The sequence below is a fragment of the Streptomyces sparsogenes genome (genome assembly GCF_001704635.1).
GTDB classification, from domain to species: Bacteria; Actinomycetota; Actinomycetes; order Streptomycetales; family Streptomycetaceae; genus Streptomyces; species Streptomyces sparsogenes.
The window spans coordinates 1-24,421 of sequence record NZ_MAXF01000191.1 but is presented as its reverse complement, the minus strand read 5'-3'; the positions used below and the strand labels follow the sequence as shown (position 1 = coordinate 24,421).

Sequence of the window (24,421 nt, the reverse complement as noted above, 5' to 3'; positions counted from 1 at the left end):
GGGAGGGGCCGCGATGTCCCGGGCCGAGGCACCGCCCACCGATCCGCACCCCACCGGTACCGACCCCGCCGGACCGCCCCCCTGGCGGTGGCTCACGGCCACCGACCCGGACCTGGTCCACGCGCTGCTGACCTCGTGCGACGCCCATCAAGCGGCCATGTCCGGCACGCCCGCCCCGGCGCGGCGGCCGGAGACCACCCGGCGCCTGGTGGAGTCCGGCGCGGTGCACCTGCTGCACCATGCCACCGGCCCGGCCGGCATGTTCACCCTGACCGAGCGCCCGCCCACCGGCACGGACGAGACGGTGTTCCCGCCCGCCGAGCGGCCCCGGTACCTGCAGCGGCTGGCCGTCGCCCCCGCGTGGCTGACCTCCGGGGCGCTGGTCGGGGTGCGGTGCGTGCGCCGGGCCGTGGAGGTGGCGGCCGACACGGGCGGCGACGTGCTGCGCGCCCAGGTCAACCCCGACCTGCGCGACACCTGCGCCCTGCTCGCCCTGCTGGGCTTCACCCCCTGCGGCCCCACCTTCGACGACGGGGCGGGCAGGCGCCACGCCCACCTCCACCGGCCCCTGCGCCCGGCCGCGGCCGACCCGGAAAAGGACTGACCGGCATGGCGGCGACCATACGACGCGAGACGGTCGGGACCACGGCCGGACACGCGGGCCAGGGACCGACCCGGGTGGACGCCTACACCCTGGACACCGGCGAGGGCCTGGCCATCACCGTGTGGACGTACGGTGCCGGCCTCGTCGAGGTGCTGGTGCCCGACCGCGAGGGACGCCCGGAGAACGTGGTGGTGAACCTCCCGGACCTGGCCGCCTATCAGGACCGGGCGCGCAACCCCTACGTCGGCTCCACCGTGGGCCGCTACTGCCGGTGCGTGGCGGGCGGTCGGCTGGTGCTCGACGGCGTCACGTACGAACTCGACCGCAACGACGGGCGGCACCACCTCCACGGCGGAGCCATCGGCTTCGACCGGTACGTGTGGCAGGCGCGCCCCGAGCCGCGCGGGGACGCGGCGGCGCTGCGGCTGCGCCTGGACAGCCCGGACGGCGACCAGGGCTACCCCGGGGCGCTGTCCGCCGAGGTGGTCTACGAAGTGGCGCCCGGCGGCCGCCTGACCTTCGCGTACGAGGCCACCACCACGGCGACCACCGTGGTGAGCCTGACCAACCACGCCTTCTGGAACCTGGCCGGGTCCGGCCCGATCGACGGCCACACACTGGCGGTCAACTCCACCCGGACGACCCTCTTCGACGACCAGCTGGTACCGCTGCCCGGCCCCCCGGCCGACATCGCGGGCGGCCCGCTCGACTACTCCGGGCCCAGAACCCTCGGCGACCACGCGCTGGACAACTGCTTCGTCCTGGACGATCCGGCCTGGGCCGCCGAGCTCCACGACCCGGTGTCCGGGCGCACCATGCGCGTGGTCACGGACCAGCCCGGGCTCGGGGTCTACACGGCCGACGGCTTCTCCGGGCGGCGCCGGTCGGGGATCTGCCTGGAGGCCGGGGCGCTGCCCGACGCGCCCAACCGCGCCGACTACCCGCCGGTCCGGCTCGACCCCGGCGAGGTCTACCGCCACCGGACCGTTCACCACTTCTCGGCCGGCTGACCTGGCGCGCGCCCGGCAGCGGCCTCCCAGCGGAAGGACCACCCATGGACCCCCTCATGACCTCCGTCGCCCAGGCGGTGCGGCGCCGAGCCGAGCCGGCGGTGCCGGAGGGCGAACTCGACCCGGACACCGAGCTGTCGGCCCTGGGAGTGACCTCGCTCGGCGTCGCCGGCCTCCTCGTCGACCTGGAGGAGACCTTCTCCCTGCGGTTCCCCGCGGACGCCGTCACCCCCGAAGTGTTCCGCACCGTCCGGACCCTCACCGAAGCCGTCCGCCCCCTCGTCACACCGCCGCACCGACAGGAACAGGAGCGAGCCGGAACCGATGCAGATTCATGACGACACCGTCCGGGTCGGCCTCCACTCGGGCCAGCAGTACCGCACCTTCCCCGAAGCCCTCCACCTGTGGCAGCGCGCGGAGGAACTCGGCTTCGACTGGGTCTCCCTCTTCGACCACTTCCGGCCACCCCTCGGCGGCCCCGCCGGACCGTGCTTCGAGGGGCTGACGCTGCTCTCCGCGCTGGCGGCACGGACCACCCGCATCCGCTGCGCCGTGCTCGTCTCGGCGGTGACCTGGCGCCATCCCGCGCTCGCCGCCGCCGCGGCGGCCACCGTCGACCACGTCTCCGGCGGCCGCCTGGAGTTCGGGATCGGCGCGGCCGGCCCCGACCTCGCCTACGAGCAGTACGGCATCCCCTTCCCGTCCGCCGGGACGCGGCTGGACATGCTGGACGAGGCCTGCCGCGTCATGCGCGGACTGTGGACCGGCGAGTCGAGCACCTTCGACGGCAAGCACTTCCGGCTCACGGACGCCCATCTGGAACCGAAGCCGCTCCAGCGCCGCCTGCCCCTGGTGATCGGCGGTGAGGGGAGGAAACGGACGCTGCGCGTCGTCGCCGAGCACGCCGACATCTGGAACACCCTCGCCGGCACCCCCGACGCCTACCGGGCCACGCTGAGCAGCCTCGAAGGCCACTGCGCCGCCGTGGGACGCGATCCGCGGGACATCCGCAAGTCGGTGACCTTCCGCGCGGTCCTCGGCGAGGACGCGCGGGAGGCCCGTGAGCGGGCCGAGGAACTGCGGCGGCGCATCGGGGCCGACTCACCCGACTGGTCCGAGTACGTGGTCGTGGGGACCCCCGAGCAGTGCGTCGAGCGCCTGCGGCCCTATCTCGCCCTCGGCGTCCGGGACTTCCTGCTCGGTGCCCGCCCGCCGGTCGACTGGCGCAGCTGCGAACTCTTCGCCCGGCACGTCGCGCCCGCCCTCCGGGCCGGCTGACCCCCCGCACATCCGCATCCCCCGCACAGGAAGGGCGAACATGGGCAGCTACTACTACAAGGACGGCTTCGCGCGCTTCTTCGACGGTCAGTACACGGGCTGGACGCACACCTTCTCGCCCCGGCTCGCCGACCACCTGGACCGGCGGCGGCTGCCGGAGCGCACGGCCCTCGACCTGTGCTGCGGCACGGGGGTGACCGTCTCCGTGCTGGCCGCCGCCGGATGGCGGGTCACCGGCGTCGACGGCTCCGCCGACATGCTCGACATCGCGCGCAAGAAACTCGCCCCCGACCTCGACAACGGGGCGGTGACCCTCCTGGAGGCGGACGCCCGCGACTTCCGTCTCCCGCGCCCCGTGGCCGCCTGCGTCAGCCTGGACGGAGCCCTCAACCACCTCGAGTCCCCGGCCGAGCTGACGCGCTGCTTCACGGCCGTGCGCGAGGCGCTCGTCGAGGGCGGGGAGTTCGTGTTCGACCTGTTCACCGCCTCGCACTTCCGCCACTGGAACCACGTCACCCTGACGGACGGCCCCGACGCGGTCGTCGTCAAGCGCGGGGTCTGGGACGACGAGGCCAGGACCGGCATGCTGCGCGTCTCGGGCGCCCTGGGGTCGGGCCCCGCGTGCGTACGCGTGGACCAGACCCTGCGGAGCTGGGAGTACGACCCGGAAGAGGTGGCGCGGGCGCTCGCCGCCGCCGGACTCGTGTCCGTCGACCACAACTTCGAGCCCGAGTACCTCAACTGCGAGTCGGGCTCCTGCTCCCTGACCAGCGTCCCCTGCCGCACCCTGCACCGCGCGGTGAAACCCGGCGCCGCGTGAGCCGTGCCGGGTGAGCCGTTCCCCTCGGGCCCGCCCGGACCCGAGGGGAAGCACCCGGCGGCGGCTCAGAGCGCGGCGCGCGCGGGCAGTTCGGCGTGCTCCGGAACCGGCCACTCCAGGGGCCCGGCCGCGGGGCCCCCGTCGGCGCAACACCCGTGCCCGCGGACCCGGACCGCCTCCCATCCCTCGGGCGGCTCCGGGCCGACGCGGTAGGCGATGTCCGGTTCACTCGCCCGGCGGGTGACCTCGCAGACCCGTACCTGCCCCTGGGGGGCGAGCGCCAGTAACCTCAGACATCGGTCCGCCACCTCGCCCATCACCCGGGGGGCGTCCGTCTCCCCGGGGCGGAGCAGCAGGTAGGCGTCCCCGGTGGCCACGGCCACATGGAGGCCCGCCGGCGCGGCGGGAGCCGCCGCTCCGGAGCCCCGGGCGGCGAGCCGGTCGCGTACGGCGAACGCCGCCCGCACCGCCCGGGCGGCGTCGTCCGGACCCGCCTCGGGGTGGCCGAACAGCAGTGAGAAGACGGACCCGGCCGCGTGTCCCATCGTCCCGCCGAACCGCTCGCCCTCCTCGCGGACGGCCCGCTCGGCCTCCCGCAGACCGTCCTGGATGCTCGACGGGTCGTGCCCCGGCCCCTCCAGGGCGTAACGCACCCATACCAGGCTGATCCGGTTGCGCGTGGCCCGTCCCCGCACGGCGGTGAGCCCGGCACCGCCCGGGGCGGAGGCCCGCCGCGCCCCGTGGGCTCCGGGCAGGGTCGCCACCTCGATCAGCGCGGGACCGCACGGCGGGTCGAGCTCCGGCGCCTGTTCGAGGATCGCCCGCTCCAGCTTCCGCATCCCGGGGGTGGGTTCCAGGCCGTACCGTTCGAGCAACTCGGCCCGGATGCGGCGGTAGGCGGCGAGGGCGTCGGTCTGCCGGCCGCAGCGGTACAGGGCCAGCATGAGCTGACAGCTCAGCCGCTCCCGCGTGGGCTCGGCGGCGGCGACCGCCTGCAGTTCGCCGAGGACCGCCTGGTGGCGGCCGCGGGCCAGCTCGGCCTCGAAGAGGTCCTCCAGGGCGTTCAGCCGGGCGTTCTCCCAGGCGGTCGGCTCGGGCCAGGAGAGGCCGCACTCCACCAGATCGGCCAGCGCGGACCCCCGCCACAGCCCCAGCGCCTCCCGCAGCACGCGGGCCGCCGAGTCGTATGAGCCCGCCGCCACCTCGGCGTGGCCGCGCTCCACCGCCTGCTGGAAGCGGAACAGGTCGATCGCCTCGGGGTCGACCCGCAGCCGGTAGCCGGGGGCGTCGGTCACCAGCGCCACCCGCCCGCCCGGGCCGCGGTCGCGCACCGGGCCCGAGGACAGCAGCCGGCGCAGGTCCCGCACGGCGTTCTGCAGCATCTTTCTCGCGGTCAGCGGGGTGTCGCCGGGCCACAGGGCGGCCAGCAGCCTGCTCGCGGACACCACGCTGTTGGCGTGGATGAGGAGATGGGCGAGCGCGCCCCGCTTGATCACTCCGCCCAGGGGCACCGCCGCCCCGTCCTCGGACACCTCCAGGGGCCCGAGCAAGTGGAACTCCACGGAACCTCACCTTCTGTCTGGATGCGCGTGTCCCCGTGTTAGCCCCGTGTCCCCCGTGCCCTCACCGAGAGCGTCGATCATCGCGAGCCGCAGGAGTTGCATGCGATTGCTGACCCCCGCCTTGGCCCGGACGCGACGCATGTACGTGTCGACGGTGTGCGGGCTCAGGCCCAGCAGCCGCGCCGCGGAGGAGTAGGTGTGTCCCTCCAGGACGCAGTCCAGCACCTCGCGTTCGCGGTCGCTGAGCGTCTCCAGCACACGACGGTCGAGTGGTCCCATGGTGGTGAGCGGCCTCTCTCCTGGCCTCGCGGTACGACGGGTCGAGGCGGTGACGCCGCCGGACGGCGTCACCGTCCCCCCTCGCGCACCGCCCCCGTGGCCGGTGATGACTTACCCGCGGCGTCCCCAGCCGGTGTCGTCGTCGCCAGGAGAGCGGAAGCCGGCCATCCCCCGTGCGTCGTCGGCCAGGGAGACGGCCGGGGAGGACGCGGGCCGCGAGTCGGCGCCGGCCGTCCGCGCGGCCGCGCTCGGGAGGAGGAAGGCGAAGGCGAGGGCGAGAGCGGCGAGCGCGGTCACGGCGGCGGAAAGAACCGGCTTTTTCATGTCATGGCCTCCGGTGGATGCGATCGGATGCGGATGATGGGGGCGATCCGCCCTGGGCTGACGCCTCGATCATGGCTCGGGGCGCGGAGCGCGCACCACGCGCGCCGCCGCTCACCAACGTGCCGGACAGCAAGGCGAGGGGTGGCCATAACGGGATGAGGGATATTCATCCGGGAGTTTCCGCCCTCCCGGCCGCCCGTCCGGCGGGTCACGGGACCGCGCGGAGCACGAGCAGCAGCAGCGGGCAGGGGGCGCGGGCGCCGGAAAGCGTGCAGCTGTGGCCCGCCGGGGTGTAGAAGACCTCGCCGGCGCACAGCCGCAGATCGATCCCCCAGCCCTCGCCGCCCGGCCGGCCCGGGCCCTCGACGTGGCAGCGCGCCCCGCCCTGGAGGAGACAGACCAGGGTGTCGGCGCCGGGGTGTCGGAGGGCGAGTGCCCGCTCGGCGGGGAGCGTGTGCTGGAAGGCCTCGACGGCGTAGCCCATGCGGTGGCCCAGATCGGCGGCCAGCCGGCCGGCGCCGGTGCCGCGGGGCGCGGGGCGCGGGCCGGCGTCGGCCCGGCCGCCGTACGCGCCACGGGGGCCGCGGAGGCCACCGGGGCCACGGGGGCCACGGAGGTCGCGGGGTTCGCGGCGGGCATGGCGGCCATGGGGGTCCCGGAGGCGGGGGAGGACGGCGTGGGCGCGGTCGGGCCAGACCACGGCCGGCCCCCGGCCCTGGTACGTCGCCAGGCACAGCGCTATGTCGCGGAGGAAGAGTTCCCAGTCCGTCGCGGACACCGCTGCCCTCCGCTGTCGGGGTCGCTTCTCGCGGCCGACGCGGAAGCGCACCGCATCATCACCGGCCCGCCGCCCGGTCCGCCAGTCCCGTGTCCCCGGTCCCGCGTGCCCGGTCCCGTGTCCCCGGTCCCGCGAAGGCGTGACACCCGTGCCCGCTACCGGCCGGCCTCCCGCTCATCGGCGCCCGGCTCCTCGTCCTCCTGGTCCAGCAGACCGGCCCGGGCCGCGAGGACCCCCGCCTGGAACCGGCTCACCGCGCCGAGGGAGTCCATGATGTCGGCCACGTGCTTGCGGGTGGTGCGCAGCGACATCCCCAGCCTGCGGCCGATCGCCTCGTCCTTGTAGCCCGCCGCCAGCAGGCGCAGGATCGTCCCGTCCAACTCCTTGGCCACCGCCTCCAGGCCGTCGGCGGCGGCGTCCGAGAAGGGCCTGGCGTGGGCCCAGGCGTTCTCGAAGACCGAGCGGAGGTAGCCCACGATGGACGGCTCCCGCACCACCACCGCCCCCAGGCCGTCCTCCTCCTCCGGGATGAACGCCAGGTCACGGTCGAAGACGATCAGCCGGCCGAACGGATCGTGGACGGTCCGGTACTCGGCGCCCAGCCCGGACAGCACGGCCACGTACGCCTGGCTCGGCGCGTTGAACCGGGCCGTGTGGTGGTAGAGGGTGCGCATCCGCACCCCCCGGGCGAGCAGCGCCGTGTCCCGGCTCATCGCCTCCTGCAGCACCTCCGGCGCCCGCCCGCCGCCGGGCTGGCTGCTCAGGACCTCCCCCCGGCACTCGTCGGAGGCACGGTTCAAGGCGGCGCGGACCTCGTCCAGATGCGGGATGATCTCGATGCTGTCGGAGGGCCGGCGCCGGCCGTCGAGGAAGTGCGCGCGCAGCCGGCCGAATTCGACACTGATCTGGTTCAGATGGCGCCGCTGTTCCTGAAGGGAGGCCCGGATCGGGGCGGCGAGGGCGGCGGCGGCCAGATCGGGGTCCACGGGCACCAGCAGCGCCGGATCCTTCGTATGGGCCCGCAGCAGGCCCAGCTCCAGCAGTCCGCCGACCGCCGAGTCGAGTTGTTCCTCCGATAACTCCAGGTCGGGGACGGTACTCAGACGCTCTCTGGTGACCTGCTGGTACCTCAGGACGCAGTCGTAGACCGCCACTTCGTCCTCGCTGAGGTACGAGGGGCCGCGGGAGGCCGAGCGGAGGGGGAGGGTCACCGCAGCTCTCCTCTCACGCGTGCCGGGAGGTGGGCGGAGGGCCCCGGGAGGCGGGCCGCCGACAGAAGTGTGGCCAGGGCCGCGGTGTGAGTGTCGAACGCCAGCTCGCTCGGCGTGTCGATCACCTGCCACCCCATGGTCTCGGGCATCGCCACCGCCGCGGGCAGCGTCCCGGCCTCGCGCACCGGCAGCAGGGCGAACAGCTGGAGGGTGTCCCCCGTGGAGCGCACATCGAAAAGGGTGACCCCGTCCACCGCGGCCACCAGCCCCGTCTCCTCCCGCAGCTCCCGTACGGCGCCCTCCTGCCAGGTCTCGCCGACCTCCACATACCCCCCGGGCAGCGCCAGCAGCCCCCGGCCGGGCTCTATCCCCCTGCGCACCACGACCACACCGAGCCGGCCCGAGGCGGAGGCCACCGGTTGCAGGGCGACGGCCACGGGCAGCGGGTTTCGCCACTGGGTCTCGCCGCAGCCGGAGCAGTCCCTCGGCCAGCCGACCCCGTCGGCATAGGCGCTTCCACAGTACGGGCAGTGTGTGACGCGACGTCCGCGCGTATACCCCATTGCGGCTTTCACCTCTCGTTGGCGGCAGCACGCAAAGATACCGGACGGGCCTGAGAGCCGTTCTTCCCGGGGAGATTCAGTTCTTGTCGCCGATAGGCCGCTCGCGCATCATGTCTATCCTTCAAGTATGTGGCACCAGTAGCCTGTTGTTCCTGCCGTTAACAGTCGTGCTGGGAGGCTGAGAGCCTGTGATCGTGCTCGGTTACAACGGATTCAGCAGGGGCGCGGAGCTTTTCGGGCGTCTTTACGGGGCGACCGGTGTGGGCCGTAATCTTCTGGTGGGGCACGACGCCGCGGCGGCCCTGGTCGTCGATGGCGAGTTGGTCGCGGCGGTCGAGGAGGAGCGGCTGAGCCGGGTCAAGAAGACCTCCGACTTTCCGGTGAACGCGATCGAGTGGTGCCTGGAATCCGCAGGTGTGGGCCTTGACCAGGTGGACGTTTTCGCTTTCCCCTGGCGGTTTTCCCCGGCCGTGGCCGAGGAGATGATCACGCGGATATGCGACTCCGATCTGCCGGTCACCGCGAAGTTCGACGCTCTGCGCAGCACGGGTGAGCTCTATACCGATATGCTCAGCCGCGACGCGGTGTACGGCGATTTCGTCCAGCGCACCGGTTATGAGCCGGACCCCAACAAGCTGGTCCTGGTGCCCCACCATCTGGCCCATCTCATGTGCGGCGCCTATCTGGCCGGCGGGGGCGACGCGGCCTTCCTGGTGAGCGACGGCCGGGCCGAGACCCTGTCCTCGGTGATGGGCGAGGTGCGCGACGGCGTGGTCCGCCTGTTCGAGGACAGCGCCGTGCCCATGACCAGCTCGCTCGGCGTGGCCTACGGCAGGATCACCCGCTATCTGGGGTTCGTGCCCAACAACGACGAGTACAAGGTCATGGGCCTGGCCGCGTACGGCCCGCCGCCGCGCCACAACCCCCTGCTCGAACACGTGGTGCGGCTGCACGAGAACGGCACCTACACCATCTCCATCCCGCGCGACAGGGACGCCTACTACGCGCTGTTCGACAGCCTCTTCGACGGCGACGGGGTCAAGCGCGAGGAGTTCGACTTCCGGGTCAAGGTGGCCGGAATGGCCCAGCACATGGTCGAGGCCATCACGGCCCATCAGCTGCGGACCCTGACCGCGGCCTCCAGCCTGGACACCCTGCTCTTCGAGGGCGGCCTGGCGCTCAACTGCGTGGCCAACACCAAGATGCTGGAGCGGTCGTCGTTCACCGGCATGGAGGTCAGCTTCGGGGCCAGCGACCCGGGTGTCGCCATCGGCGCGGCCGTGTACACCGCCGGCCTCAGGAACCGCCCCGCCACCGCGGCCACCACCCCGTACCTGGGGCCCTCGTACGACGAGCGGCAGGTCCTGGACGCGCTGAAGGAGTACGCGGACCGCGTCGAGTGGCGGGAGGAGCCCGACGCCGCCTCGGTCGCCGACCGGACGGCGGAGCTGCTGGCGGGGAAGAACGTGGTGGGCTGGTTCCAGGGCCGCGCCGAGTTCGGGCCGCGCGCCCTGGGGAACCGCAGCATCCTCGCCAACCCGTCCTTCCCCGACATCAAGGACATCATCAATCTGAGGGTGAAACACCGGGAGCCCTTCCGGCCGTTCGCGCCGGTCGTCCTCGAGTCCGAGGCGCCGCGCGTCTTCGAGATGGGCAAGAAGACCTCGTCGCCCTATATGACGTTCGTCTTCCCGGTGCGGAAGGAGTACCGGGAGCGGATCCCCGGCGCCTGCCACGTGGACGGTACGGCGCGGGTCCAGACGGTCGACGAGCGGCAGAACCCCGCGCTCGCGGAGCTGCTGCGGGTCTTCACGGCGCGGACGGAGGTGCCCTGCCTCCTCAACACCTCTTTCAACGTGGCCGGGGAGCCCATCGTCTGCTCCCCGCGGGACGCGCTGGACTGCTTCCTCGCCACCGAGATCGACTACCTCGTCATCGACCGGTACGTGGTCACCAAGAAGGGCCGCTGAGCCTCCGGCCCGCGGGTCGCGCCCGCCCCGCGCGCGACCAGCGGGCCGGTTTCGCTAGCGGAGCCCGAGGGGTTCGTTCGGCCCGCCTTTCGCCTCGATCGTCAGATACGACAGCACCTCGTCGCCGATGTTCTTCAGGTCGTGGAGGTGGTAGCGGTCCGCGGCGGCGTCGAAGTGCCGGGCCTGCCCGCGGACGAAGGAGATCTCCCGGGTGCTGCCGTCGCTGTTGTGCTGGCGGGCCCGGCCGTCGGTGAGCGCGATCCAGTGGTATTCCAGCACATGCCGGTGGACGGGGAGGCGCTCTCCCGGCTGGAGGCGGGTCTCCCAGATGCGCAGCGCGTCGGTCTCCTTCAGCAGGGTCACACCGACGCGCCCGTTGTGCTCGTTGGTGGCGAATTCCTCCTTCAGAGGAGGGCTCCAGCGGTCGAATCCCTCGGCGACGACGGTGGCGGCCAGAGGGAGATCGGAGCGAGAACCATTGCCCACGAACCGGATCCTTTCCGTTGGGGTCTTTTCGCTGGGGTCTTCGCGTCGGGGTCTTTCCGCCCGGGTCACAGGGCGGCGGAGAGTGCTTCGAGCAGCGCGGTGTTGGCGCGCCGGTCGCCGATGGTGATGCGGCAGGTGTCGGGGATGAGGCGCCCGACGTCGGCGACGAGAATCCCCGCGGCGGCCAGCTGCTCCGTCACGCGCTCGTGCTTGTGCAGCCGGACCAGCAGGAAGTTGGTCTCCGAGGGAAACACCCGGGCCACCGCCGGGTGGTCGGCCAGGAGGCGCGCCATGCGATCGCGCTCGGCGCGGATGCGCCGGATGGCGGCGAGCACCCGCCGGGAGTGGGTCAGCCGGTCCCGTACGGCGCGCTGTGACGCGTTGGTGAACCCGAAGGGCACCTGCACCCGCCGCAGCGCGTCGGTGATCCCCGGTTGGGCGAGGACGATCCCGCAGCGCGCGCCCGCGAGCCCCCACGCCTTCGAGAGCGTCCTGAGCACGATGAGGTTGTCGTGGTGTGCGACCCACCCGGCGTACGAGGGCTTCTCGCTGAACTCGACATAGGCCTCGTCGATCACCACAAGACCGCGGCTCTCGGCCACCAGGGTCCGCACCTGGGCCGGATCGAGCCTCGTGCCCACGGGGTTGTTCGGGTCGCACAGGAAGGTCACCCGCGGATCGGCCGCCAGGATCGCCTCCGTGTCCAGCCGGGACAGGTCGTCGCCGTGCAGCGGCACCTCGGTGACGGGCAGCCGCAGCACCCGGGCGAAGTGGTCGTACAGCGGAAAGGTGGGGGGTGTGACGCAGACCCCCTCGCCCGGCGAGGCCAGCGCCGCCAGCAGGAGCAGGACGCCGTCGACCGCCCCGCTGGTGAACAGCAGGTGGTCCGCGTCCAGCGCGCCGACGCCGTCGTGGCCGGGCAGCTTCGCGAGGGTGGCCAGATAGATCCGGGCCAGCTCCGCCGTGTCCAGCTCGGGATAGTGACCGTCGGCGCCCAGGAACGGATTGGTGTTGCTCGACAGGTCGATCTGGTCGAACCGCGGCACATGGCGGAACCGGGCCGGGCCCGGGACCGGCACCGTCGTGACGGGGGGCGCCGCGAACTCCGACAGCGCCGGCTCCCGTTCCTCCTCCCGGGAGGGTGTGCGGCCGGGGGCCCGCAGCCAGTGGTCGAGGGGGACGAACAGGTCGGCGCCGAGGCGCCGCATGCGGGAGGCGTCCCCCCGGCCGAGGTGGACCCAGTCCAGGCCGGAGCGCCGGGCGTGGAGGTACAGCCGGTACAGGGACGCCACGAAGAGGTTGTGCCGCGCGGCGGGGTCGCCGTGGTCGACGGCCTGCGTGAGGACGTACACCCCCCGCCCGTTGTGCGAGGTGGTGAGGAGCCCGGCCTGGACCACGGCCTTCCCTCTGCGGCGCACGAACATCTCGGTGCGGTCCGCCAACGGGCCGTGTGCCAGGGTGTCGAGGGCGTCGGCGTTGTACAGGCTGTGCCGGCCGCCGTGGCGCTCGGCCTGGCGCCGGTGCAGCTCCACGAAGGCGTCCCGTGCCCACGGCGCCCCGTCGAGCCCGCCCAGCGGGATCCGCTCCCAGCCGACTTCACGGGAGACCGCGCGGTGGCGGCGGCGCAGATCGGAGAGTTGCCCGGCACCGACGCGGTCGCGCAGCACCTCGTCCACCTCGCCGGTCAGCCGGACGACACACTCGCTCCCGGCCGCGACGGGCACCAGCCCGGCCGCCCGCAGCGCGGTGGTGTCCTCGCCGCGGCGCACCTGGGGCACGAGGATCTGGGGCACGTCCAGCGCCGCCGCCCGGCGGACCAGCTCCTCGACGGCGTGGGCGGTGGGCGCGGGGCTGCTCGGGTGGTACGGGGACCCGCCGCCGACCAGGGTGGGGCGCTCGAGCACCGCGGCGTCGGCACCGGTGAACGCCTCGGCGGTCTCGCCCAGCCGCGTCAGGGAGCACACCGGCGCACGGGACCCGAGGGCGGCGCACAGCACGTCCTGAAGCGCGTCGATGTCGGCGGACCTGCGCATGCTCGATCTCCACTCTCTCGGGTCACTTCTCTCGGGTCACTGGGAAGGGCCGGCCGGGTGGGCGTCGGCGTACGCCCCGATCCGCTCGCGGTACTCCTCGAACAGCTCGGCCAGGGTGCGGGCGATCCCGGGCTTCCAGTCCACCGAGCAGTCGCCGATCAGGGCGCGCCGGGCGGTGTGGTCGAAGATCGCCGTCTCCCGGCTGAAGTCGCCGCGGTCCAGGCGGACCGGCACCCCGGTGAGCGCCGACATGTACTCCAGCAGGTCGGTCATGCCGACCTCCTCGTCGCCGCCCCAGTTCACGACCCGCGCGGGCACCCCCGCCCCGTCCCACAGCAGCGGCACCTGGCGCACGACGTCGTCGGTGTGCAGCAGGTTGCAGTAGTTCTGCCCCTCGCGGGGCACCGCGCAGGCCTGTCCGTCGCGCATCTGCCGGAACAGGATCATGGGCACGCCGCCGTGACCGTACGGGCCGTAGGCGATGTTGAGGCGGGCGATCACGGTGGGCAGCGCGAGCGTCTCGGCCAGGCCGCGCGCCACCCCCTCGGCGGTGATCTTGGCGATGGGATACGTCGGCAGCCACGGCGCCGCCCCGCCCAGGGGGTCGCTCTCCCGGTACCGATGGTTCCGGTCGGCCCGGTCGTAGACCACCCCGGACGACACGTACAGAAACGCCTCGGCGGCGGAGCAGTGGGTCATCAGCCGCGCGGTGGAGACCGCGTTGACGCGCGCGGTCTCCTGGAAGTCCTTTCCGTCGCCCCGGTGCACCGCCGAGTGCAGCACATGGGTGAAGTCGCGCGGCAGGCCCGCCAGATCGTCGGTGGCCATGTCCCACCGGGCCGTGCGGGCGCCCGCCTCCTCCAGGGCCTCGCGGGCGGCCGGGTCGCCGAACCGGCCCAGGCACCACACCTCGTTGTCCGCGGCGAGCGCCTCGGCGACGGGCCTCGCGACCTGCCCGGTGCCACCCGTGACGAGAATCTTCTTCCCCCGCATGGTCAGCGGCCTCCGGTGGTGTCGGCGGTCGTCCCGGCGGTCGCGTCGGTCCGTTCCCGTTCCCCGTCGAGCGAGCGGGCCAGCTCCCGCCGCAGGGTCGCCTGGAAGGTCCGCACGTGCTGCGGGCTCATCAGGGTGTAGTGCTCCCCGTCGACCTCGATATAGGTGTTGGGTTCGCGGGTGAAGGTGTCCCAGTGGCGCAGCTGGTCGTTCAGCCACTCCTCCTTGGTGCCGCGCAGCGGGGTGCAGTAGAAGACCTTCACCCGCTCGACCGACCCCGACGGTTCGTAGTCGCGGCCCAGGTGCACCATGCTCTGGGCCAGGTCGACCCAGGCGGTGAACTGCTCCAGGGTGAGGTCCAGTTCGGTCAGCCGCCGCTTCGGCGCGTGATCGATCAGATAGGCCAGCTGGTCGGCCTCGGGCAGCGGGCGGAGGGTGGAGGTCAGCTCCCCGATGTCGGCGGCGTCGATCAGCTCGAGGAACAGCGCCAGGTTGATCGCGCCGTCGGTGAAGGTGATCTCGTTCATGCGGCCGGAGATCCGCGGAGGCAGATTGAAGACCCCCACGAACTCGACCGCCTCGCCGTCGGCCTCCAGCCGCTTGGCGATCTCGAACGCCACCGCCGCGCCGTAGGAGTACCCGGCGACGGCGTAGGGGCCGCTGGGCTGTGTCCGCCGGATCGCGTCCACATAGGTGGAGACCATCTCGGCGAACGACCCGAAGTGGGTCTCGCCCCGCCCGAAGCCGCGCGCCCGCAGCGCGTAGAACGGCCGCTCGCCGGTGAAGTACTGGGCGAGGTTGACGAACACCAGCACCTCGCCCAGGCCGGGGTGGACGCAGAACAGCGGCGTCCCGTCCCCGGTGACCTGGAGCGGCACCAGCGGGTCGTAGGCCAAGTCCCCTCCGGCGCCCCGCCCGGCCCGCAGCCGGTGGGCGAGCGCGCGCACGCTGGGGGCCTGGAGGAGCGTCGACATCGGCACGTCGTCGATGCCGAACTCGGTCTGGATCTCCAGCTTGAGCCGCAGCACGTCCAGCGAGGTGCCGCCCAGATCGAAGAAGCTGGCGGTCGCCGGCACCCTCTCGGTGTTCAGCACGCGGGCGTACAGGCCGGCCAGCGCGGTCTCGTCGTCGCCCTCCGGCGCCACGTAGCCGCCGAGGAAGCGGGTGCTCACCTCCTCCGCCCGGCGGGCCGCCCCGTCGAGGGCCCCGGCCTCGACGGCCGAGCGCAGCCTCGACCGCTGCACCTTCCCGAGGTTGCCGCGGGGGATCTCGGCCTCGGTGACGGGAAGGATCAGCTGGGGCCGGAACCCCCAGTGCATCACCGTGGAGCTGCGGATCGCCACCAGGGTCCGGTAGACGGCCGTGTCGTCGGCGGGATCGCCCGCCGGGACGAAGGCCACGGCGAGCTGTTCGGAGTCGGCCCCCTCCGGCCGGATGGGGAAGGCCGCGACCTGCCCGCGCCTGACCCCGTCCAGCTCGTCCAGGACCGCTTCCAGGTCATGGCTGTAGTAGTTGACGCCGTTGACGATGATGGAGTCCTTGGTGCGGCCGACCAGCGTCAGCCGGCCCCCGGAGTCGAGACGGCCCAGGTCGCCGGTGCGGAACCAGCCGTCGGGGGTGAACGCCTCCGCGGTGGCCCGCTCATTGGCGAAGTAGCCGCCGGTGACCATCGGGCCGCGCAGCTGCACCTCGCCCGACTCGGCCGACCCCGGCCGGTCCGTGGAGGCCAGCACCGTGCCGTCGCCTCCGGTGATACGGATCCGCAGCCCTTCCACCGGGTGGCCCAGCGGAGGGAACTCCGTGTCCAGGTCACGGGCCGCGAAGTCACGGTTGAAGATCGAGCCCGCGCAGGTCTCGGTCATCCCGAACGCCGGCACGACCACGTCGTCCCGCAGTCCGTAGGGGGAGAGGGCCTCCAGGAACGCCCGTACGGTGGCGGTCACGGTGGCCTCGCCGCCGGAGATGATGTGCCGCACCCGCGACAGATCCACCTCCTCGCGCGGGAGGGGGCGCTGCGCGAGCGCCTGATTGATCTGCCCGAACAGGAAGTTGGGGGTGAAGGTCACGCGCACCCGGTGCGCCGCGACCAGCCTGAGGAACTCCACGGGATCCGCCAGCACCGTGGCCGGAACCGTCATGACCTGGTCGGCGCCGTTGAACATGGGCAGCAGATGCGCCTCGATCGCGGCGATGTGATCGACCGAGATCCAGTTCAGCGAGGTGTCCTCGGGCCCCAGGCCCAGCGCCCCCGCCTTCCCGGCCTGCGCCGCCAGCAGGTTGGCATGGGTGAGCCTGACCGCCTTGCTCGATCCGGTGGACCCGGAGGTGAGCATCAGCAGGGCGAGATCGTCCGGGGCGGGCGCGTGGAGCCGCCCGTCCTCGGGCGAGGCGTGCCCCAGCTCCTCGACCGTCACGGTCCGCAGCCCGACGTCGGGCAGGTCTCCGTGAGCCGCCTTGGAGACCACCACCAGCGTTTCTCCCAGCAGCACCCGCAGGTGCTCCAGCTGCGCACGCCCCTGCGAGGCGTCGGCCGGCGGTGCGATCGGGCACGGCACGACACCGGCGAGCACACACCCCCAGAAGGCGCGGAAGAAGTTCTCCGGATCGTTGACCGCGATCAGCACGCGGTCGCCGGGGGCGGCGCCGTTGCCGCGCAGCCCCTGGGAAATCCGGCGGGCGCACTCCCTTAACTCCGCGTAGGACAGGTACGAGCCGCCGATGAATGTGATTCCTCGCGAGGTGTCGCGAGCCGCGCGCTCCAGCAGCTGCGGGAGCGTCGAGGCACGAAGTGGATCCGGCATCGGATGAAGTCCTCCGAGAGAAACGGGCGGAAAACAGTGATGAGCGGACGCTTGACGGGAAGGGGAGGTGGGCTGGAGAAAGCGCACCGGGGCCGGCCCGTATGACGGAGGTGAGTACGTCGGGGCTCTCGACGGCGGGCGCGCGATTTCGTCGATCGATTGCCGGGGCTTCAGCCCATCCCGATCGGCGGCAACACGGAAGTCGCGCTCGAAATCCTTGCGGCGGGGCAAAACGCCCGCTTTGTTCCGGTCACAATCATCGTCGGCATTCTTGCTTCCCCCGATTACGGCTAACCAAAACCTTGAAGAAGTGATTGCCATACCGCTGCCCGCGGGCAACACCGGGCATCATTTCACAGGGGTGCTCGGATGTAGCGCGTGATGTAAATCACAACTTGCTCGTCATAAAGGGAGGCCGGCGCCGCCCAAATCCATTTCCGCTCTTCAGGGTGTATGTGTCAGGCATATGGGGTGGTCTGGAAAAGGCGCCGCGCGAGGCGGACGATGGGTACCTGACGGCGGCCGGAGCGGGGCCGTCGGCACGGGGGGTGCGGGATGGACGGGGAGCGGCGGCGGAGCGACGGCGAGGGCCGGGCGCTGGGGCTGCGGCTCTGGGCCGCCGTCGCCACCCGTCAGGCCCATGAGGCGATGCGCCGGGCGGCGGACGACCCGGCGCGGGCCGCCGCGCTGTCCCAGACGATCCAGCACCTCGCCACCATCGAGCGCCTGTTGCCCGGGACCGATCCGCTCCGGGGCGACCTCCTCCCCCTGCTGACCGCGCTGAGGCGCCTGCGGCTCGCCCGGCCCCCGGCTGACGCCTCGCCAACTGACGCTCCGCCGGCCCCTGCCTCGCCGGCCCCCGCCTCGCCGGCTGACGCTCCGCCGGCCGACGACCCCCTGTCCGGGGCCATCCGGGGCGTGCTGGCCTGGGCCGTGGAGGACGTCCCGCGGTTGACGGGGCTCGTGGTGTGGCTGTGCGACATCGTGAACTACCCGCCGATCTCCGCCGAGGCGGCCGGCGAGGAGGTGGCGGCCCTGGGCCTGGACCGACCGGTCCTCGCCCCGCTGCGCGAGCTGCTGGCCGGCATCCGGTCGGGCGAGGGCGACCCCCGGGAGCTGGCCGAGCGCGTCCGGCGCGGCGCGGAGGCCACCCGGCGCGCCCTGGGGACGCTGCCGCCGCACGCGCCCGAACGGGCCCGCGTCGCCAGGCTGCACGCCGCTCTGCTGCTCCAGGCCAACCTCCTGGTGCCCGGCACGATGGACTTCGACGACCTCGACGACGCCGTCTCGGAGCCGGAACCGGAACCGGAACCGGAACCGGAGCCGGAGCCGGAGCCGGAGCCCACCGCCCGTCCCGCCCGGCCGGGGCAGGCCGGTCCGGAACAGAGGCTCATCTGGCTGCTCGACAGCCTACGGGTGGCCCAGACCGGCGACCTGGCCCGCCTGGAGCAGAGCACCGCCCGGCTCCGGGAGGAGATCGAGGCGTTGCCCGGGGACGACGAGGGGGCCACGGCCACCCGCCTCGCCCTGGCCGGCGGCCTCGCCGGCCGCCTCCACTCGGCGTTGACGCTCGGCGGCAGCCTCCAGGCCGCCGACGCCGCCCTGGAGATAGCCAGGGAACTGCGCGCCGCCTGGCACCGCGAGGGCGCGCCGCCGTCCACGAGCACCCTCAACGCGATGGTGTTCGCGTCCCACCACGAGCTGGCCCGGGCGCGCCGCAGCGGGGACTTCACCGTACTGCCGCGCCTCGTCGGGGAACTGACCGCCCTGTACGCCACCCTGCCGCCCGACCAGGAGAACCGCTTCGCCGTCGCCGCCACCCTGGCCGAGCTCCACCGCGAGCAGGCGGCCCGCGGCCAGGACCCGGCCGGGCTCGGCGCCGCGGCCCGTTACCTCCGGGAGGTGGTGGAGACCGACCCACGGCGGGTCGCCCCCTTGCTCGCCCCCTACTTCCCGGCCCTGCGGGCCTCCGCGCTCACCCAGCTGATGATGATCGAGCCCGGCCGGGAGGCCGCCGACCACGCCGTCGCGGAGGTCCACCGCACGCTCCGGGGCCCGCAGCCCAGCCCCTACCAGGAACTCCAGCTGCGCTACCAGCTCGGCCGGGCCCTGCTGCACACGGCCCGCCACCTCGACGACCCCGACCTGCTCGACCTGTGCGTGACCGAGCTGGCCCGGGTCCGCGAGCTGATCCGCGGCGGGCAGGGCCTCCCGCACAGCGCCGACGCCCTGGCCCAGCTGTCCGATGCCCACTGGCTGCGCCGCCGGCGCGGGGGCCCGGGCGCCGCCGGGGACCGGGAGGCCGCCCTGGCCACCCGGGGCGAGGCGCTGACCGAGCTGTCCGCGGACGTCCTGCTCCAACTCGGCTCCGAACACGGCCTGGCCGTGGCCCGCACCGGGTCGGCACAGGCACTCTGGCTGGCCTACTGGACCACCGTGTGCGACCGCCCGGCCGAGGCGGTGGACGCGCTGGAGCTGGGCCGGGCCCTGGTGCTGCGGGCCGCCGCCGCGTCGCGCGGCATTCCCGAACTCCTCGAAGCCCGCGGCCACCCGGACCTGGCCCGGCAGTGGCGCGCCCAGGCCGCCACCGACCCGCTGCCGCCCGACACCGCCGTGCCGCCGGCCCCGCCCACCGGGCCGGCGATCCCGGGCGGTCTGCGCCGCAGGGCACTCCAAGCGCTGGGCGCGGTCGCCGGCGCGGACGCCCGGAAGCTGCTCGACCCCGCCGACCTGCCCGGGCTGCGGGCCGGCCTCACCGCCGCCGGCGCCGACGCGCTCGTCTACCTCGTCCCCGGGCCGGAACCCGGCATGCCGGGCCTCGCCCTGATCCTGCGCCCCGACACCGACCCCGCGGGGCCGGCCGTCCTGAAGCTGCCGCTGCTGACCCCCGGAAGCCCCCCGCTGGAGCGCTACCTCGACGCCACGGTCAAGCGCTCCCGGGTCCTCGCCGACGACACGGCCCACTCGAGCTGGAAAGCGGCGTGGGACGCGCACTGGGAAGCGGCGCTGCGCGCACTGTGCGACTGGGCCTGGCCCGCCGCGATGGGCCCCGTCCTGGCCGCCGTGGGGCCGCTCCACCAGCCCCCGCGGATCGTGCTGGTGCCCTGCGGGCCGCTCGGCGCGGTCGCCTGGCACGCCGCCCGCACCCCGTACGGGAGCGACGGGCGCGAACACCGCTACGCCTGCGAGGAAGCGGTGCTCAGCTACGCCCCCTCCGGCGCCGAGTTCCTGCGGGCCGCGGCCCGGGACCGGATGCCCGCCTCCGCCGGGCAGGTCCTGGTCGCCGACCCCGACCTCACCCTCCTGTGGGCCGGGATCGAGGCGGAGGCGCTGCACGCGACCTGCTACCCCGACGGCCTGCGCTACGGCGAGTTCCCCACCCCCGGCGCCGGCGACGCGCCGGGCACCCCCGAGGACATCCTCGCCGTCCTCCCCGGCGGCACCTCCCCGGCCGCCGTCCTGCACATCTCCTGCCACGCCCTGGCCGGCCCCGACCCCACGCGCTCGGCGCTCCGGCTCGCCGCCCCGCCGGACGGCCCCGAGGACGCCGGACGCCTGACCGTGGCCCGCATCCTGGACGGCGCCGCCACCCCGCGGCCGGCGGCCGCCGGGCCGCTGGTGGTCCTCAGCGCCTGCGAGACCGACCTGAGCACCCGCGACCACGACGAGGCCCTGACCCTGTCCACCGCCCTGGTCGCCCGCGGCGCGACCGACGTCATCGGCTCCCGCTGGGCCGTCCGCGACGCCGCGACGGCCCTGCTGATGGCCGTCTTCCACGACTTCGTCACCAGGCACGGACTCGCCCCCGCGGACGCCCTGCGCGCCGCCCAGATGTGGATGCTCGACCCGCGTCGCGAGCCGCCGCCCCACCTCCACGGCGAACTCGGCCGCGAAGCCGACCGCGGCGACCTCGACCGGATCCACCTGTGGGCCGCCTTCACCCACCAGGGCAACCCGGCGGCGGCCCGCCCCCGGTGAGGGGGTTCCGCGCGACACGTCCGCCGTCCTGCGCCCGGCCCGGCCGCGCGTGGGGGAAGGTGAGCGTGCGGGCGGCGCGCGCCCGCACCGGGCCGAGGACGAAGGAGCCGCCGTGCGCGACGAGGACGTGCTCATCGTGGGGGCGGGCGCGGCCGGGCTCTCGCTCGCCTACCGGCTGTGCGCCCCCCCGCCGCCCGGCGCGCGCACCCCCCGGGTGACCCTGGTCGACGCGCCCCCCGGCCCGCTGCGCCCGCCGGAGCGTACCTGGTGCTACTGGGAGCCGCCGGGCGGCGAGTTCGACGAGGCGCTGACCGCGTCCTGGGGGCGGCTGCGGGTACGGGGGCCCGGCGGGGAGCCGGTCGTCGGCCGCCCGGCCCATCTGCGGTACAAGATGCTCCGCTCCGGTGACTTCGAGGCGTTCGTGGGGCGGCGGCTCGACGGGTGCCCCGGGTTCCGCCGGGTGGCGGCCGCCGTGCACACCGTGGCCGACGGGCCGGGCGGGGCCGAGGCGCGGGGCGCCGACGCCGCCGGGGCACCCGTGGTGCTGCGGGCCCGCTGGGCGTTCGACTCCCGCCCGCCACCGCCGTCGCCGCCCGCCCGGACCAGGCTGGCGCAGCACTTCCGCGGCTGGTTCCTGCGCACCGACCGGCCCCGGTTCGACCCGGCCGTCGTGGACCTCATGGACTTCCGCACCCCCCAGCCCCCGCGCGGCACCTCCTTCGGCTACGTGCTGCCGCTCGGCCCCCGGGAAGCGCTCGTCGAATACACCGAGTTCTCCCCGGCGCCGCTCGACGACGCGGCGTACGACCGGGCGCTGGCCCACTACGCGCGGCAGCTGCTGGGGCCGGCGCGGTGGGAGGTCGTCGCCGTCGAGCAGGGGGTGATCCCGATGACCGACGCCCGCTTCCCGCGGCGGGCCGGCGCCTCGGTGTTCCGGATCGGCACGGCCGGCGGCGCCACCCGCCCCGCCACGGGATACACCTTCGCCGCCGTCCAGCGGCAGGCCCGGGCCGTCGCGGCCGCCTGGCGGCGCGGGCGCCCCCCGGTGCCCCCGCGCCCGTACCCGGCCCCGCACCGGGCCATGGACGCGGTGCTGCTGCGGGCGCTGGCGGCCGGCCGGGTGGACGGCGCGGCGTTCTTCACCGGCCTGTTCCGGCACGTGCCGATCGAGCGGCTGCTGCGCTTCCTCGACGGGCGGACCCGGCTCGCCGAGAACCTCGCCATCGGCCTGCGCACCCCCGTCCCCGCGATGCTGCGCACCGCCCTCGAACTGCCATGGCTGCGCAGGCGGCCATGACCGTGCTGCGCGACGACGACCTCACGGCGGCGTTCGACCGCGCCGCGCCCGGCTACGACCGGCTGGTGGCCGTCAACCCCGGCTACCACGCCCAGCTTCGGCGCTCCGCCCGGCGGCTGGGCCTGCCGGGGCGGGGAGCCGGGCTGCGGCTGCTCGACCTCGGCTGCGGAACGGGGGCGTCCACCGCCGCGCTGCTCACCGTGGCGCCCGAGGCGGAGATCGTCGCCGTGGACCGCTCGGCCGGCATGCTGGCGCGGGCGGCCGCCAAGCCCTGGCCGGCCGGGGTGCGGTTCGTCCGGGCCCCGGCGGAGGGCCTCGCCGCCGCCGGGGTCGCGGGGCCGTTCGACGCGGTGTTCGCCGCCTACCTCGTCCGCAACGTCACCGATTCGGACCGGCTGCTCGCCACGGTGTACGGGCTGCTCGCCCCGGGCGGGCGGCTGGCCGTCCACGACTACCTCCTCGGCGGCGGCCGCCGGCACCGGGCGCTGTGGACCGCGGTGTGCCGCGCGATCATCCAGCCCGCCGGGGCGCTCACCGGCTACCTCCGGCTCGGTTCGCCTCCAGGGCGCCTGAGCCCCTGCCGACGGTCGACCGTGCTCGCCCCCTCGTTCCTCGGGGCCTGTGCGCGCTCTCCCTTACGACAGTGGCGCGCCCCTTCGGCTCACGGCGACCTCTACCGCCATCTGCGGCGCAGCGTCCTGGAGTTCGACACCGCCCCCGCCTTCCGCGACCGGCTCCGGCGGGCGGGCTTCATCCGGGTGCGGGTGCTGCCCGTGCCCGGCTGGCAGACGGGCATCGTCCACACCGTCGTCGGCAGCGTGCCGGACGGGCCGGACGGGCCAAGCGACGGGGGCGCGGCGTGCGGCCGGTGAGCGGTGGCGCGGTGGACGGCGCCGCGCCGTACCGGGCCCGCGACCGCCGGGCCCGGGTGCTGCCGCCGTCGCCCGGCCGGCCCCGGATCGCCGGGGCGCCGCCGCGGGTGGCGGTGGCCGGGGGCGGTATCGCCGGCCTCGCGGCCGCCCTCTGCCTGGCGGAACGCGGGGTGCGGGTCACGCTGTACGAGCGCGAGGAGCGGCTCGGCGGGCGGCTCGCGGGCTGGCCGGTGCGGCTGGACGACGGCTCCCGGGCGACCATGAGCCGGGGCTTCCACGCCTTCTTCCGGCAGTACTACAACCTGCGCGGCCTGCTGCGGCGCGCCGACCCGCGGCTGGGCATGCTCACCGCGCTGCCGGACTACCCGCTGCGGCACAGCTCCGGCCGGTACGAGAGCTTCGCCCGGGTGCCGCGCACCCCGCCGCTCAACGCCCTGGGCTTCGTCGCGCTCAGCCCCAGCTTCGGCCTGCGCGACCTGGCGCGGATGCGGCCCGCCGCCGCGCTGCCGCTGCTGGACGTGCGCGTGCCGGAGGTGTACGAACGGCTGGACGGCGTCAGCGCGTGGGACTTCCTGGCGCGCGTCCGCTTCCCCGAGGCCGCGCGTCACCTGGCGTTCACGGTGTTCTCCCGGAGCTTCTTCGCCGACCCGCGCGAACTGTCCGCCGCCGAGCTGGCGCTGATGTTCCACATCTACTTCCTCGGCTCCGCCGAGGGGCTGCTGTTCGACGTGGTCCGCGAGCCCTTCCCGCAGGCCCTTTGGGAGCCGCTCGGCCGCCGCCTCGCGGACCTGGGGGCACAGCTGAGCTGCGCCACGCCGGTGGAGAGCGTGGAGCCCGCGCCCGGCGGCGGGCTGCGGGTCACCGCCGGCGGCGTGACCCGCCCCTACGACGCGGCCGTCCTGGCGCTGGACACCGGCGGGCTGCGGCAGGTGGTGGCCGGCTCGCCCCGGCTGGGCACCGGCCGGTGGCGGGCGGGCGTCGAACGGCTGCGCACCGCACCGCCGTTCCTGGTGTCCCGGCTGTGGCTGGACCGGCCGGTGGCGCGCGGCCGCCCCGGGTTCCTCGGCACCGCCGGCTACGGCCCGCTGGACAACGTCAGCGTCCTGGAGCGCTGGGAGGGCGAGGCCGCCCGCTGGGCCGCCCGCAGCGGCGGCTCGGTGGTCGAACTGCACGCGTACGCCCTCGACCCGGGCGCCGACCGGGAGGCCGAGCAGGACCGGCTCCTCGCCCAACTGCACCGCGTCTACCCGGAGACCCGGGGTGCGCGGATCGTCGGCTCGTGCCACGAGTGGCGGGCGGACTGCCCGCTGTTCCCGGTGGGCGGCCACGCCGGCCGGCCCACGGTCCGCACCCCGGACCCGGCCGTGGTCCTGGCCGGCGACCTGGTCCGCACCGACCTTCCGGTGGCGCTGATGGAGCGCGCGGCCACCACCGGATTCCTCGCCGCCAACGCCCTGCTCGAGCGTTGGGGCGTGAGGGGCGCGACCCTGTGGACCGTCCCCGCCAGGGGGCGCTGCGGACCGCTGCGCGCCTGGGCCGGGCTCGCCGCGCGCGCCCGCCCG

The 24,421-nt window shown here is 74.4% G+C and carries 20 protein-coding genes; 10 read left to right on the top strand and 10 right to left on the bottom strand.

What is annotated here, in order from left to right; all coding sequences use genetic code 11:
• Positions 1-13: 13 nt before the first annotated feature.
• From BBH68_RS41120 to BBH68_RS34820, 5 genes are read left to right on the top strand one after another with little or no spacing between them, the layout of a single operon-like run.
• Complete coding sequence (locus BBH68_RS41120; protein ID WP_065967785.1) at positions 14-604, top strand: GNAT family N-acetyltransferase; 591 nt, start codon at positions 14-16, stop codon at positions 602-604.
• Between the two features lie 5 nt (positions 605-609).
• Positions 610-1,614: an aldose epimerase family protein gene (locus tag BBH68_RS34835; protein WP_079151398.1), complete on the top strand. Its 1,005-nt coding sequence runs from the start codon at positions 610-612 to the stop codon at positions 1,612-1,614.
• Positions 1,615-1,658: 44 nt separating this feature from the next.
• The gene (locus tag BBH68_RS34830) at positions 1,659-1,952 is read left to right on the top strand and encodes an acyl carrier protein (protein ID WP_065967784.1); all 294 of its coding nucleotides are present in this window, start codon (positions 1,659-1,661) and stop codon (positions 1,950-1,952) included.
• Entirely contained in the window at positions 1,939-2,892 is a 954-nt protein-coding gene (locus BBH68_RS34825; RefSeq protein ID WP_065967783.1) for a TIGR03560 family F420-dependent LLM class oxidoreductase, read from the top strand. Before BBH68_RS34830 ends, BBH68_RS34825 begins: the two co-directional genes overlap by 14 nt.
• Positions 2,893-2,932: 40 nt before the next feature.
• Complete coding sequence (locus BBH68_RS34820) at positions 2,933-3,712, top strand: class I SAM-dependent DNA methyltransferase (RefSeq protein ID WP_065967782.1); 780 nt, start codon at positions 2,933-2,935, stop codon at positions 3,710-3,712.
• Positions 3,713-3,777: 65 nt separating this feature from the next.
• Here BBH68_RS34820 and BBH68_RS34815 read toward each other — a convergent pair whose 3' ends face one another.
• From BBH68_RS34815 to BBH68_RS34790, 6 genes are all read right to left on the bottom strand, one after another.
• Complete coding sequence (locus BBH68_RS34815) at positions 3,778-5,274, bottom strand: AfsR/SARP family transcriptional regulator (RefSeq protein ID WP_065967781.1); 1,497 nt, start codon at positions 5,272-5,274, stop codon at positions 3,778-3,780.
• Positions 5,275-5,280: 6 nt separating this feature from the next.
• The gene (locus tag BBH68_RS34810) at positions 5,281-5,553 is read right to left on the bottom strand and encodes a helix-turn-helix domain-containing protein (RefSeq protein ID WP_065967780.1); all 273 of its coding nucleotides are present in this window, start codon (positions 5,551-5,553) and stop codon (positions 5,281-5,283) included.
• Positions 5,554-5,664: 111 nt separating this feature from the next.
• Complete coding sequence (locus BBH68_RS34805) at positions 5,665-5,877, bottom strand: hypothetical protein (protein ID WP_065967779.1); 213 nt, start codon at positions 5,875-5,877, stop codon at positions 5,665-5,667.
• Positions 5,878-6,085: 208 nt separating this feature from the next.
• Positions 6,086-6,655 carry a cupin domain-containing protein gene (locus BBH68_RS42405; protein WP_065967778.1) on the bottom strand — a complete coding sequence of 190 codons (570 nt, stop codon included), beginning with the start codon at positions 6,653-6,655 and terminating at the stop codon, positions 6,086-6,088.
• Between the two features lie 155 nt (positions 6,656-6,810).
• Entirely contained in the window at positions 6,811-7,866 is a 1,056-nt protein-coding gene (locus BBH68_RS34795) for a helix-turn-helix transcriptional regulator (RefSeq protein WP_065967777.1), read from the bottom strand.
• Entirely contained in the window at positions 7,863-8,303 is a 441-nt protein-coding gene (locus tag BBH68_RS34790; protein WP_342673165.1) for an NUDIX domain-containing protein, read from the bottom strand. The genes BBH68_RS34795 and BBH68_RS34790 overlap by 4 nt, the downstream gene beginning before the upstream one ends.
• Positions 8,304-8,617: 314 nt before the next feature.
• Here BBH68_RS34790 and BBH68_RS34785 point away from each other — a divergent pair, with 314 nt between their 5' ends.
• On the top strand, positions 8,618-10,399 hold the full coding sequence (locus BBH68_RS34785) for a carbamoyltransferase family protein (protein WP_065967775.1): 1,782 nt from the start codon (positions 8,618-8,620) through the stop codon (positions 10,397-10,399).
• A 54-nt stretch (positions 10,400-10,453) separates the two neighbouring features.
• Here the strand turns inward: BBH68_RS34785 and BBH68_RS34780 are convergent, their stop codons facing one another.
• From BBH68_RS34780 to BBH68_RS34765, 4 genes are all read right to left on the bottom strand, one after another.
• Positions 10,454-10,885 carry a cupin domain-containing protein gene (locus tag BBH68_RS34780; RefSeq protein WP_065967774.1) on the bottom strand — a complete coding sequence of 144 codons (432 nt, stop codon included), beginning with the start codon at positions 10,883-10,885 and terminating at the stop codon, positions 10,454-10,456.
• 65 nt (positions 10,886-10,950) lie between these two features.
• The gene (locus tag BBH68_RS34775) at positions 10,951-12,918 is read right to left on the bottom strand and encodes an aminotransferase class I/II-fold pyridoxal phosphate-dependent enzyme (protein ID WP_065967773.1); all 1,968 of its coding nucleotides are present in this window, start codon (positions 12,916-12,918) and stop codon (positions 10,951-10,953) included.
• Between the two features lie 36 nt (positions 12,919-12,954).
• Positions 12,955-13,911 carry an NAD-dependent epimerase/dehydratase family protein gene (locus BBH68_RS34770; protein WP_065967772.1) on the bottom strand — a complete coding sequence of 319 codons (957 nt, stop codon included), beginning with the start codon at positions 13,909-13,911 and terminating at the stop codon, positions 12,955-12,957.
• 2 nt (positions 13,912-13,913) lie between these two features.
• Positions 13,914-16,712, bottom strand: coding sequence for a non-ribosomal peptide synthetase (locus BBH68_RS34765; protein ID WP_065967771.1), 2,799 nt, complete (start codon positions 16,710-16,712; stop codon positions 13,914-13,916).
• 555 nt (positions 16,713-17,267) lie between these two features.
• Here BBH68_RS34765 and BBH68_RS34760 point away from each other — a divergent pair.
• From BBH68_RS34760 to BBH68_RS34745, 4 genes are all read left to right on the top strand, one after another.
• Positions 17,268-20,690, top strand: a complete 3,423-nt coding sequence (locus BBH68_RS34760; RefSeq protein WP_065967770.1) for a CHAT domain-containing protein — start codon at positions 17,268-17,270, stop codon at positions 20,688-20,690.
• Positions 20,691-20,802: 112 nt separating this feature from the next.
• Positions 20,803-21,987 carry a lycopene cyclase family protein gene (locus tag BBH68_RS34755; protein WP_065967769.1) on the top strand — a complete coding sequence of 395 codons (1,185 nt, stop codon included), beginning with the start codon at positions 20,803-20,805 and terminating at the stop codon, positions 21,985-21,987.
• Positions 21,966-22,859, top strand: a complete 894-nt coding sequence (locus tag BBH68_RS43660; RefSeq protein ID WP_245738450.1) for a methyltransferase domain-containing protein — start codon at positions 21,966-21,968, stop codon at positions 22,857-22,859. The genes BBH68_RS34755 and BBH68_RS43660 overlap by 22 nt, the downstream gene beginning before the upstream one ends.
• Positions 22,847-24,421: FAD-dependent oxidoreductase (locus BBH68_RS34745; RefSeq protein ID WP_065967768.1), on the top strand; the 1,575-nt coding region annotated here is incomplete at its 3' end. The genes BBH68_RS43660 and BBH68_RS34745, both read left to right, overlap by 13 nt.

What these genes read in the sequence shown, in the direction of transcription:
- BBH68_RS41120 (WP_065967785.1), top strand. Translation starts at nt 14, where the DNA reads ATGTCCCGGGCCGAGGCACCGCCCACCGATCCGCACCCCACCGGTACC.
- BBH68_RS34835 (WP_079151398.1), top strand. Translation starts at nt 610, where the DNA reads ATGGCGGCGACCATACGACGCGAGACGGTCGGGACCACGGCCGGACAC.
- BBH68_RS34830 (WP_065967784.1), top strand. Translation starts at nt 1,659, where the DNA reads ATGGACCCCCTCATGACCTCCGTCGCCCAGGCGGTGCGGCGCCGAGCC.
- BBH68_RS34825 (WP_065967783.1), top strand. Translation starts at nt 1,939, where the DNA reads ATGCAGATTCATGACGACACCGTCCGGGTCGGCCTCCACTCGGGCCAG.
- BBH68_RS34820 (WP_065967782.1), top strand. Translation starts at nt 2,933, where the DNA reads ATGGGCAGCTACTACTACAAGGACGGCTTCGCGCGCTTCTTCGACGGT.
- BBH68_RS34810 (WP_065967780.1), bottom strand. Translation starts at nt 5,553, where the DNA reads ATGGGACCACTCGACCGTCGTGTGCTGGAGACGCTCAGCGACCGCGAA.
- BBH68_RS34805 (WP_065967779.1), bottom strand. Translation starts at nt 5,877, where the DNA reads ATGAAAAAGCCGGTTCTTTCCGCCGCCGTGACCGCGCTCGCCGCTCTC.
- BBH68_RS34775 (WP_065967773.1), bottom strand. Translation starts at nt 12,918, where the DNA reads ATGCGCAGGTCCGCCGACATCGACGCGCTTCAGGACGTGCTGTGCGCC.
- BBH68_RS34770 (WP_065967772.1), bottom strand. Translation starts at nt 13,911, where the DNA reads ATGCGGGGGAAGAAGATTCTCGTCACGGGTGGCACCGGGCAGGTCGCG.
- BBH68_RS34765 (WP_065967771.1), bottom strand. Translation starts at nt 16,712, where the DNA reads ATGCCGGATCCACTTCGTGCCTCGACGCTCCCGCAGCTGCTGGAGCGC.
- BBH68_RS34760 (WP_065967770.1), top strand. Translation starts at nt 17,268, where the DNA reads ATGGACGGGGAGCGGCGGCGGAGCGACGGCGAGGGCCGGGCGCTGGGG.
- BBH68_RS43660 (WP_245738450.1), top strand. Translation starts at nt 21,966, where the DNA reads ATGGCTGCGCAGGCGGCCATGACCGTGCTGCGCGACGACGACCTCACG.